Genomic DNA, 10548 nt, shown 5'->3' on the forward strand with positions numbered 1-10548 from the left:
TTCCTTCGTCTAAAGCGAGCATACCAAGCATCCCTGATCATCATCGTCATCTGGAGCCTCAGTTGAGTCAAGCTCGGAAAAAACCGCAATCAGTGTTGAATTATCCTTCCGCTGAGCCATTCTTTCCACGCGAAGCGCATGATCACGCTTAATCTGAGCCATACGCTCCGGTTGTTCAAGCTCCGCAAGGCTTTCACCTTGGCTCCAAGTAAAGAAGTTACCTGTTTTTTCAAAGGGCACTTCATACTCTTTAGCTTTCTCGTACAAATCGGGATGTGTTTCTTTTAACTTCACCCACTCGATTTTTTGCTGATAGAAGCAAAAGTAGCATCCAGAGCGGGTTCTTCCCCATTTCGTGTAAGGGGGCATCCCAACCCCAGAAACTCGTAGAATCTCTTCAATATCGCGCAGGATTAGCCCGTCCTCCTGGAACGGGTACACAGCTTCGATATTTGTCTTATGGCTGATGTACCCCGTGCGGTTTTCATCAGCACGGAGCCCAACGTAGTTGATTATTGGTTGGTCACCGCAGAAATCCTCAAAAGGCTTAAGCTTGAGCATCTTCGTGCACCAACGACGATGATTGGAGGGAATCATCCCTCCATACATGTCATACCAGTGATCGAAGCCTAGGTCAGCATTCAAACGATGCAACGGCTTCCCGAGGTAATTTTCCAGACGCTGCAGATAGTCATACGTCTCTGGTAACTCTTTGCCGGTATCGCTGAAGATGTATTCCATTTCTGGCACACGATCTCGCATGTAAATCGCCAGCGCTGCGCTGTCCTTGCCCCCTGAGAGGCTAAGGATATGTCTAACCTGCGGTTCGTTGCTCATCGCTTAGCTCATTCTCATCGTGTTCAGTGGAGCCCTGCTGCAATTGCAGCAACGCTTGAGCAAGGGCTGAAGCGGCCAAATTCAAATTGCCGCCCACTTGCTTAGTGAGAGTCTCTAGCAGGCCATTAGCCATGATCTTGGTCTCATGATCAGAGGTCAATAGCATCGCTGCTTCTTCGCCGCTGGGGAGAGTCAAAGTCACCCCGACGAAGCGTTGCGCTTGACGCTCAAACTCGCCTTTACGCATAGCTACCCTAAGCCAGCGCTTGTAGCGCCCGCATAGCTCAAGAACGGACTCCGCAAATATCGGAGCGTCACTGTCTTTCCAGATATCTAAGGGTCTATGAACGACAACACTCGCAATGGAATCCATCCACTTGTCGTCAGTCAAGGTGATGTCCGAACAGCGCATGATGAAGGCTTTAAGATCTACCTCGGCAAGAGACTGCGCAGTATCAGCGCACTCTTCCTGGAGCTGCGATCGAAGGGCCTTCAGAGGGCCTGTGATCTCAAAAGCCTGCGCCATGGAAAAGCTAACCTCATCCTGCAACCGTCGGTATGCCATACCAAGCTCAGTGAGGCTTTTCGCCAGCAGATCGGGGAAGCTACTAGCGTCCTTCCCCTTCCCAGCCTTCACCACGCGCGGCATATCAACGGCGAGCAACGAAACTGGGTCGGTAGCTCTTTTAATTACGTCGCGAAGGGCTTTGGTTTGGTTTGTAAGTCGCAGTGTCTCTTGCGAATATTGCGGAAGACGCCCGTACCAGCGGATCAGCTCCCGCGCAGCATCCAGGTAAGATGCGTTCAACCCCAACTGCACACCTACCGCTCCAAATGCCTTTGCATAATCTTTGATCAGGTCTTTGCGCTCTGCTGCAATGTCGAAGCGGCGGAAGCTAAAGGTGTGAGGGCTTCTGAACATCCGTTGCTGATGATCGGAGGTCAACTCTAGGATCAGACTTCCTCGTTCGAAAATCGCGCACGATTCCTTGTTAACAAGAAGGTAAACCATGAACCACACGCTGGCCGGCCCACTTCGGACCCCTAGCGGCGGAAGTGCCAGACTGGAAATGACCTCAGCAAAAGTGACCTGCCCGTCAATCATCAGTTGCTTATCAAGCTCCGCCCAAACTTTACGTATGCCGGCAGGAGAATTACCGTCCGGTGCCGTTAACAACCAACGGCCGCCAGCCCCTTTCTGATGCAGTCCAGTGGATTGAAGCAGAGAGCTGTAGAGCAATCGTTCGGGTGGGAAGTCGACGATACCTAGCAGCTCTGAATCAACCTTTTTATCCAGCAGGTCAAATAGACGCTGCCGAGCTGCATTGATTGCAGATGAAGGCTTCTCTTTGTTGATCAATTCGTTATTGATCGTCGGAGCCGCCTCGTAAACCTTATCGAACAGCCAAGAGGCGGCTTGGCTAAGGTTCATTGCTCCGCTATCGGCGATCACCTTGCCTTTATGCCAATACTGCATACCGGAGGACCCTTTTGCTTGCCGGTTCAGCAATGCCAAGACCAGTCGGCTAACACGCTCACGTGCCGTACTGAACCTCGACTCGACATAACGCTCAGTCCAGGGATCTAAATGACTAAGCTTGACCTGGTCATGAACCATCAACCAGCGGGAGTATTCAATGAGAGCATTTCGCTCATCCGGACCGACTTTGACAATTGCGGTAAGCGATAAAACGTCGTCAGTAGAGCGAGCTACCTCTTCAGCAGCACCGACTAAAGCAGACGATTCGGCGTCTGCGAATATCAGCCCCACACTGCCATCATGGCGACCATGAACACCGATGGACTGCGCAATTCTATCCGACGTGCCTGCAGTCACTCTTACCGAGCGGATTGTTCCTGTCTGCTGATAGTGACGACTTGCAATAACGCTTCTTTCAGATAGGGCTTGTGAAACGCCATTGAACATCAGTTCATCAGCAGAGCGCTGCATCGTTTCCTCGTATAAAGCCTCGACGTTGATAGCGTGACTGACGGCAAAACCATAATCATGACTCGCAGGACGATGTACTAGGATTCTTTTGGCAGTTAGCTCACTCAAAGCTTCGGAGATAGCTCCAAGGTCTTCCCCCATAGCAAATCTAAGGAGCTCAACGGTCAACACCACATGGAGGACTTGAGCGACCAGCTCGATGACGGCAATCGACTTGAGTAATTCAAGCTGTAACGCCGTCATCTCCGCGTCATTACGCTCTACGACAGAGCGAGCGAAATCCCAGCGTCGCTCAGCTTCAAGATCACGGAAGCGAAGCCCTACCCCTGTCGTGAGGTAGTCAAAAAGCTCGCTCATTCCATACCAAGAAGAATGATCGACAATATTACGCTCCGCGAAGTCTCTCAGTGCTCCGGACTCATATCCACGCATGAATGCGTGAAATGAACGCTCGCTCTGACCAAATCGCTTAGATATGACCGCTAAGCAAGCCAGAGCTGCTGGGTGCAATGGGTACAGGCGCTCTGCCTGAGAGAACAGCTCACTCTCACCAGTTCCGCGGAAAAAGTTGAAATCAATTGCTTGCTTGTAGATGCTCCGGGCATCTTTTTTCAGGGTAACCGACTCAGTAATGGTTTCATCCGCGCCTAGGGCATGAAGAGCGAAATGCGCATACCGCTCGACCGGCTCATCAAAAGGCACTTCATCGAAGCGTGCTGAGACCTTATGCCACTCATCGGAAAGTGTCCGACCTACACCTGTGGCATAAGCATCAAAGTGCTGGTGCAGCATTGATATGACTAGTAGACCATCGTCCTTAGGATGAGATGCGACCTCAGCGATTTGCTGCAAAGACATCAAATCGCCGGCTTCCGGATTTAGAGCTGCGTACTCGATGAATTTGCCAAGCTCGTCAATCAGCAATAGGACACCGGAACATCCAGCACCTTGGGTGATTAGAACAAAGTCATTCAGCAATCTACTCGTCGCTGCGTTAAGGGGTACGTCACGATAGGTCTGAGCTTTCGTATCCAACTGGCGCTTAAGCTCAGTAGCCAGCTTGCTTTTTGGCAGGTGCTCAAGCGCTTCGAGAATAGACTGTGCTAACGCGTCACCCAACGATACGCGCGAACCGCTTATTGCCAGTGCAAAGCGATTTTGCCCTTGTGGGAAAAGCTCAGCGACTTCTGTAGAGGCCTCAATGAGCTGTTTGTAAATTGCATGAGAGCTCTTTTGCCCTTCTAACAAACGGGCTAGCAGCAACCCTAACGCCGACTTACCACTGCCATAGGGCCCAATGAGTTTCCAGGCGCGTTGTGCGCTTCCCGACTTCAACGCACCGCCAATCTGGCGAAGCACTGCCAAGACAGCAGGAGTGATCAGATAACTATCGAGCGAATCTTGTGACCGCAAATCTCTAGTCAGTGAAATGGAGCGCAGGAATTTGGAGTCCAGCTCAAGATGATCTATCAGTCGATCAGACATTCGATTCTTCTCCCACACCCAGCAAGCAATCAGCCCAAGCGGGCGCGAAAGTTGTATCCAGAATAATTTGCTGGGTATCAGCGGTATCAATAAATCGCACAACACCACCAAACTCTTTTTCTACACCTTCTAACAAGCTACTCACTTGAAAGTTATCCAACCTGAAAACGCTACCGGGACTGAATTCACCATGAACAATCTTGGTGAGACTGAGAGAGTTGGTATTTTGACGCTCGAAGTAATCAATCAAGGAAAAAAGGAAAACTCTTGGAGACAGACCTAAGGGCGCATTTCTACCTACCAGGTAAACAGTTCTGCCGTCGTCGGCAGTGACCTCTTCAAAAAGTCCCAAATCTTGCAGTGGGCACCACGAGGTATCATCACCTGCAGACTCTTCCCGCTTGTACGAATGCAGGAAAATGCTTGAATGCTGCTCAAGGGTGGAGACCGCCAGCTTTTTGTTGCTAGCGGATGCCTGATCCACGAGACCCGCGATGAGAGTCTTTCGATCAAAACGGGAATACATTGCGCTCCCGAAGACCAAGTTCCAAACTGCAATCTCCGCGTGAGATGAAATCCACCAGTGAAGCAGCCAAAGCGACTCAGGCTGTTCGAGGAAAGGGTCCCAACCATCTTTCGAAAGCAGCAAGCTTCCAATCGGGCCGGATTGCAGGCCAGAAGAATCGCGACCATCGACTATCCCGAAAGCCTCACCCCAGAATTGAATCGACTTGACCATGTTGCGGCCAATGCCCAACGTAATCGTCGCCTGAGCTTCATCTTTCAGCGCAAGGGGATTGTTGATAATTGCTTGATGTAGCTTTGGCAGCCATCCGTAACGGCAAACGAAGGACTCATGTCCCGAGAAGCGCTCATCTCGTCGTTGAATACTCGACATCAACCTTTCCTCCCTGGTGCCAATTTCTCCGAAGCAGCTTGGTCGTTGCTCTGAGCTGCAGGCTCGATAATGATGCGTTTCGTGGCGGCATCAAAGTAGATATCTACTTGGTCGCCTTCATGTAGGCCGGCATTCCTCAGCAATTGCTCGCTAAGCGAAACGCGCCCTAGCTTCTGGATCCTGCGGGTGTCAAACAAAACCTTCATCCTACTTACCCCAAGCCTCGTGGCAGGCTTTATCAATACTCGTATGATACTTTATTGAGAGACCTAACACAGGGGGAGCGCCTCCTAAAGGTGCTCATTTCCCCTGTCTTTTGTCCGTTAGGCCAATCTCGTCCTCAGGCTTGGCACCATTGCCACTGATAGCTGACTTGGCAGCAGGTCACGCGGTCGACTTCTGTCTACCTAGACGGCTGGCGAGCATAATTTTCTCGCCCACAGCGACCTAGTTCCAGAAGGATCCGTTGTCAGCAGAGCACTCGATTACAGTCTGAAACGCTAGCAGCGCTGTCGCGCCACCTTTATGACAGGGCCATTTGAGGCCGGACAGGAGCAGCAGAGATGATGAGGTTCACCCAGGTATGCCTACCTCAAAGATTTACTGACGCGCTTGCCGACGCAACGAGAGAGTGAGATGGAGGGGCATCTGCCGCACATATGACGTCCGCTCTAGTCACACAAGATGGATTGGTTGGACGATTACAGAGAGGCTGACATTTCTTTGCGACAGACCGATCGCGTATAATTTGCAAGAGGATGAGGAGGGTACGGTTCCCCATCACCTGCAAGCTAACCTCAAACATAAACAGGAAAATTTATGGGCCTACAAATTTCAGCGTCCGGTGATGTCTCCTACAAGGTAGAGGATGATGAATACCGCCTAGATTCAAGCGATCTGACAGAAGGCGAGTGGGTCCTCAACGCACCCGCTCAGTACAAGGAAGACGACGAGGAGTGGAATGTGACCTGGTTCGCTCACACCGATCACGGCACCTTCACTTGGCTTTTGAACGTCACCATTGGCGTGAATGGATCAGATGTTCAAGACGCATGGCGTACGGATCCAGAAGGCGTTTCCGAGGTCGAAGACTGTATGTCGTTCGAACTGCAGCACATCCCTGATGCAGCCACATGGTAGCTAATTTCCAGCGCATACCAAGGCCCGCACCCAGCGGGCTTTTCTTTGTCTGGACGATTGGCATAACTAAGCTAACGATCCGAGGGGTCACTGTATCGCCTGACAACGCGGCTTGTGAAGGCATCTTCGGCCGGCTGAAAACGGAACTGTTCATCCTGGCAATTGGCAGTCAACGAGCATAGAGCCGTTCATTCAGGCCTTGGATTCATGCATTCGCTGGTACAACGAGAAACGTATCAAAATTCCCCGCGGCGCTCTCAGGCCCCATTGAGTATCGTGAGATTACTGGGCCACGCGGCATAACCAGTCCAGGTTTTTGTCCGCATCCCCACCGGGTCAGTTTTCGGTCAGCGGCAACACCGCTGGGTCAAAATCGTATCAGCACCGACACCAAGCATTGCTTAAGAGTGTGTCGTAACAAACGCAATGATGGATTTCGTCGAAGACAGCGAACACACGGTAATCGTCCAATAGCTTCCAAAAAGCCTCATCACGGTTTTCCATCCCTGATAGGTGCATCCAGCGCCGACCGTACCAATCAGTCCAACGAGCCGTCTCGACAACATCTCCAAAAAAGTGCGCAGTAAGCCTCCATGCGTTGCGGGGCCCGATCTTCGAGACGTTGCGGCAGCGGCCAGGGAGCATGCGGATTCCACGCACACTTGGACAGTAAGCATCGGAAGCAAGAGGCTTATCAGAAGATTCCGTGCTCGAGGCGGAAAAGAGTGTCCATGACCAGAGTGAATTCGTGAACGTTGTTCATCAGCGTGCAGGGCAGCTGCTTATCCAAGCTACGGATGCGACCCTCAAACCAGTTACGGGCTCTTGATGGTGACCCCAACACCACAGTGGCGCGGGAGAGAACCAGCGCTCGAGCTGATGTGAAGCAGCGGTGTTCAATGCTCAAGCAGCCCGTGCCTGCGGGTGCAACCAGCCCCAATATTCGAAAGCTGGCGGCCACCATACTGTCCTCTGTGCGAGGGCTGGGTTGCAGCGCGGTATAGCCAGCCACAACCGGTGGAGCACTCGGGTGAGAAGCATCGTGGATTGTAGGGTCGTAGAAGAAAGGATCAAGAAGAGGCCAGGTCGAAAGTGCGGGATGCAGTGCTCTCGGACTGCCAGAGAGCTTTGAAACTTCATCCTGCCTGATCGCTTCGCATCGCCCAGCCAGTCTTACAGCTTCTGCCGTGGGGTAGTGACGCAGCAACTGCCTGGCTTGCTCGCGGACGTAGTCGGGCAAGGTTTTATCTCGGGAAATCCTCGCCAAAAATCCGCCCGTTTCAATTACGCTGCGTGTCCGCTCATAGGCAGTGGTCATAGTGCTTACTCCCCACTCGGTAGGAGGGCGCACAGTCTCTTGAAGACTTCGGTCGCCTTCCCAATCAGCATGAGCTCATTCTGCGCGCCGGTGCTGACATCCTCCGTGTTGACGTGAATCACCGTCGCACCATACGACAGGGCAGTCCTGGGGATGTCAGCTGCGGGCGTAACGATTCCAGATGTACCTACGGAGATCAGAACGTCGCAGCTCTTCACCAAGGCGATTGCCGACTTCCAAACGTCTGAAGGCAAGTCCTCGCCGTACCAAACTACGCCAGGGCGTAACTTCCCGTTGCACCTGACACACCGTGGCGGTTCGACCTCGCCACCGATAACAGAAGTCACCTGCGATGGAGGTACTGCTGCCGTTCGATGGCATGCAAAGCACTTTGGCGCAGAAAGGCTCCCGTGTAGATGCAGTACATCCACGGATCCCGCTCGCTCATGCAAGTCATCGACGTTTTGAGTGATCACGGAGACGTTATACCCCGATTTGGCCAATCGGCTCACCGCGAGATGTGCAGCATTGGGGGTGGCATTAGAGACCTGTTGGCGCCGCCATAGGTACCACCCCCATACCAACGGAGGATTTTCACGAAAGGCCTTGGCTGTTTCCATATTGCGCGGATCGTATGAAGCCCAAATACCGGTCAATGGATCGCCGTACGTGGGGATGCCACTTTCAGCAGAGATTCCCGCACCCGTGAAGACGACGATCTCGAGGGCGTCCGACAAGGCCTTCGCAGCGTTTCTAAATTCAGGCACAGAATATCCTCGGTACTGACCCGGTAAAGACGGACGAATCTGGCGAGCATCATTGACTATTCGCCCTAAAAACTGGTGCTGGCTTAAGGTAAAGGGGAGCGTACATCTGGTGAGCTGCGGACTTATGGGCTGGCTCCGACATTCTGGGCTGGTGATTTTCTAGCCGCTTTTTCGAGAACCATACCCGTGATGTTTTCTTCCTGCGAAGGTCTAGATCCCCCATTTTGTAAACGCCTTGCGAGGTGCGATACACCACAGCACTGTCCTCAGTTGCGACGCCTTGGAAACAAGTGATTCGATCTAGATCCTCGAGGCTCCATTTGCCAGAGCGGCTGATCGCTGGTGGACAAAGCATTTGGACATGGCTGATCTCCACATTCGAGGCGGCAGTCATGTAATGCTGAAGCTCATACGCGCAACTGACCATTGCAGCGCGATCACACATCCCGGTCTGAGTGGAAGAGATAGTCAAGAGAAAAACCATGCCCTCCAATTCACAGTGTGTCCTGGTGGAGACAGTCCGTTCTGCAGGGTCAAGTACGTATATCAATTGCTAAGCCACTCCCAATTCAGTCGGCGCCGCATGTATCCACTTTGTGGAAAAACAATGGGTAGCGCAGCACATCGGTGATACGAAGACTCATGTCATCCAGACGCTTGGCGTAAGCATCCCGCAATTCACGAGTCGTGAATCGTGTACGCCTTTCCTCCTGAAGCAGCTCATACAGACGCCTGTCAAAGATGGAACGAGGCTGATTTCATTGAGGTACCAAAGGAGTGGATTTCCAAAAGTACGGATTATAGTCCGTGGCTCGTGTGTCCGCAAACGCAGGATAGTCCCGCCTCAAGTGGAATTGAGACGGTCATGGACAAGTTGGCGAAAGCGTTAGGGAGACGCATCCGAACGCAGAGGAAAGCCTGCCAGATTTCTCAGGATGCACTGGCGCTGGCCTGCAATATCGACCGCAGCTATATGGGCCGGATCGAGCGTGGCGAAGTAAATATTACAGTCGAGAAGCTTTATCGCATCGCAGGTGTGCTTGCATGCGACCCATCCGGCCTACTGCCTCAGGTGTCAGAGCTGCATCCCGCCTGATCGACCATGGCGCTTAAACAGGTTTGAAGTTACTAGTGTAGTGGTCAACTGATCCCGGACACTGAATTGAGTTTTTCCTCAGCGACCGCAGGCGCTAGCCCTTCGTTGAACTGATACGGTCGCCGCCAGTTGTATCGCTCCATCAGGAACCGGCCGATATCCTGTTGCGCTAGCGCAGCGCTCATGTAGCCCCACTGTCGGTATCCATTCACTTTTTAGGCTGCGAAATAGTCGTTCCATCGGCGCATTATCATGGCACTTGCCGCGACGACTTATGCTCTGTGTGAAGCGGTATCGCCACAGTCTCTGACGGAAACCCCGGCTGCCATATTGGCTGTCCTAGTCGCTGTGAAACAATACGTTTTGCGGCCTGCCACGCTGCTCGTACGCCATGTCCAATGCCTTGATTACCAGGTCGGCGTCGGGCGTGGATGAGAACGCCCAACCTACAACACGACGGACACAAAGGACGATGACAGCCGCCAGATAGTGCCATCGGCCTTCAGCCCAGACGTACGTAATGTCACCGCACCAGACCTTGTTCGGGGATGTAATATTGAACTCTCGATCAAGCACGTTCGGGATTTCAGGCCGCTCCACGGTAGCCTTTTTGTAGGCATGGGAGCCCAGCTGTTTGCTGATCAAGTTCATCTCGCGCATCAACCTACGTACCTTGAATCGCCCGATCTGCATGCCGTCCTCTTTCATCATCAGCATGATGCTCCGGCTGCCCGCATCGCTTCGGCTTTGCGTAAGCAGCTCGTTCACGCGGCTGCGCAAAACCACCCGTTCGGCATTCGGATACCGACGTTTCCGGCAGCGGGGGTTGCCAGCTGGGTTGCTGATAGGTTGATGCTTGCCATGGCCTAGATGGTAGGTCAGTCGCGCATCCAGTGCGCGCTCGGCCAGTATCTTGGTCAATTTTGATCAGTTGGTTGAGGATGCCGTCAGCATCGACCAGGTTTTCAGACTCCTGATAGTTAGCCAAGAGCTGACTCAGCATTTCCTCAGTGATGAAGTGTTACGCCTTTGCTCATGGTGTCTGCAGTTCGTAGC

Annotated in this window: 8 protein-coding genes and 5 pseudogenes; 4 read left to right on the forward strand and 9 right to left on the reverse strand. The window is 52.6% G+C overall.

The annotated features are described in order from the left end of the window. Positions 1 to 9: 9 nt before the first annotated feature. From AB4P97_RS19425 to AB4P97_RS19435, 3 genes are read right to left on the reverse strand one after another with little or no spacing between them, the layout of a single operon-like run. Positions 10 to 837: a phosphoadenosine phosphosulfate reductase family protein gene (locus tag AB4P97_RS19425; RefSeq protein WP_054997661.1), complete on the reverse strand. Its 828-nt coding sequence runs from the start codon at positions 835 to 837 to the stop codon at positions 10 to 12. Then, entirely contained in the window at positions 815 to 4273 is a 3459-nt protein-coding gene (locus tag AB4P97_RS19430; RefSeq protein WP_395601490.1) for a hypothetical protein, read from the reverse strand. The genes AB4P97_RS19425 and AB4P97_RS19430 overlap by 23 nt, the downstream gene beginning before the upstream one ends. Next, positions 4266 to 5171, reverse strand: a complete 906-nt coding sequence (locus AB4P97_RS19435) for a DUF4007 family protein (RefSeq protein ID WP_147490901.1) — start codon at positions 5169 to 5171, stop codon at positions 4266 to 4268. The genes AB4P97_RS19430 and AB4P97_RS19435 overlap by 8 nt, the downstream gene beginning before the upstream one ends. A 432-nt stretch (positions 5172 to 5603) precedes the next feature. Here AB4P97_RS19435 and AB4P97_RS19440 point away from each other — a divergent pair. The 3 genes and pseudogenes from AB4P97_RS19440 to AB4P97_RS19450 form a co-directional block, all read left to right on the forward strand. Beyond that, positions 5604 to 5834: pseudogene (locus AB4P97_RS19440) on the forward strand (IS66 family transposase); the annotation flags it as partial. A 156-nt stretch (positions 5835 to 5990) separates the two neighbouring features. Beyond that, positions 5991 to 6311 (forward strand): hypothetical protein, encoded by a 321-nt coding sequence (locus AB4P97_RS19445; protein WP_395601491.1) that lies wholly within the window; start codon positions 5991 to 5993, stop codon positions 6309 to 6311. A 95-nt stretch (positions 6312 to 6406) separates the two neighbouring features. Next, positions 6407 to 6601 (forward strand): annotated as a pseudogene (locus tag AB4P97_RS19450) (IS3 family transposase); the annotation flags it as partial. Positions 6602 to 6701: 100 nt separating this feature from the next. Here AB4P97_RS19450 and AB4P97_RS19455 read toward each other — a convergent pair. The 4 genes and pseudogenes from AB4P97_RS19455 to AB4P97_RS19470 all read right to left on the reverse strand — a co-directional run. Continuing rightward, a pseudogene (locus tag AB4P97_RS19455) lies at positions 6702 to 6901 on the reverse strand (diguanylate cyclase); the annotation flags it as partial. A 104-nt stretch (positions 6902 to 7005) separates the two neighbouring features. After that, entirely contained in the window at positions 7006 to 7629 is a 624-nt protein-coding gene (locus tag AB4P97_RS19460; protein ID WP_395601492.1) for a BPSL0761 family protein, read from the reverse strand. Positions 7630 to 7634: 5 nt separating this feature from the next. Next, the gene (locus AB4P97_RS19465) at positions 7635 to 8396 is read right to left on the reverse strand and encodes an SIR2 family NAD-dependent protein deacylase (RefSeq protein ID WP_395601493.1); all 762 of its coding nucleotides are present in this window, start codon (positions 8394 to 8396) and stop codon (positions 7635 to 7637) included. 49 nt (positions 8397 to 8445) lie between these two features. Beyond that, entirely contained in the window at positions 8446 to 8880 is a 435-nt protein-coding gene (locus AB4P97_RS19470) for a hypothetical protein (RefSeq protein ID WP_003348436.1), read from the reverse strand. Positions 8881 to 9261: 381 nt separating this feature from the next. On the opposite strand from AB4P97_RS19470, the gene AB4P97_RS19475 reads away from it, so the two are divergent. After that, a complete protein-coding gene (locus tag AB4P97_RS19475; protein ID WP_044319274.1) occupies positions 9262 to 9492 on the forward strand; it encodes a helix-turn-helix domain-containing protein in 231 nt (76 codons plus the stop codon). Positions 9493 to 9536: 44 nt separating this feature from the next. On the opposite strand, the pseudogene AB4P97_RS19480 reads toward AB4P97_RS19475, so the two are convergent. Beyond that, positions 9537 to 10305 (reverse strand): annotated as a pseudogene (locus AB4P97_RS19480) (IS3 family transposase); the annotation flags it as partial. A gap of 6 nt (positions 10306 to 10311) precedes the next feature. Next, a pseudogene (locus tag AB4P97_RS19485) lies at positions 10312 to 10495 on the reverse strand (IS256-like element ISPa46 family transposase); the annotation flags it as partial. Positions 10496 to 10548 lie beyond the last annotated feature (53 nt).

The sequence above is a fragment of the Pseudomonas sp. A1230 genome (assembly GCF_044218825.1).
In the GTDB taxonomy this organism is placed as follows: Bacteria; Pseudomonadota; Gammaproteobacteria; order Pseudomonadales; family Pseudomonadaceae; genus Aquipseudomonas; species Aquipseudomonas iridis.

Coding starts and splice junctions, on each gene's coding strand:
- AB4P97_RS19425 (WP_054997661.1), bottom strand. CDS start 837: ATGAGCAACGAACCGCAGGTTAGACATATCCTTAGCCTCTCAGGGGGC.
- AB4P97_RS19430 (WP_395601490.1), bottom strand. CDS start 4,273: ATGTCTGATCGACTGATAGATCATCTTGAGCTGGACTCCAAATTCCTG.
- AB4P97_RS19435 (WP_147490901.1), bottom strand. CDS start 5,171: ATGTCGAGTATTCAACGACGAGATGAGCGCTTCTCGGGACATGAGTCC.
- AB4P97_RS19445 (WP_395601491.1), top strand. CDS start 5,991: ATGGGCCTACAAATTTCAGCGTCCGGTGATGTCTCCTACAAGGTAGAG.
- AB4P97_RS19460 (WP_395601492.1), bottom strand. CDS start 7,629: ATGACCACTGCCTATGAGCGGACACGCAGCGTAATTGAAACGGGCGGA.
- AB4P97_RS19470 (WP_003348436.1), bottom strand. CDS start 8,880: ATGGTTTTTCTCTTGACTATCTCTTCCACTCAGACCGGGATGTGTGAT.
- AB4P97_RS19475 (WP_044319274.1), top strand. CDS start 9,262: ATGGACAAGTTGGCGAAAGCGTTAGGGAGACGCATCCGAACGCAGAGG.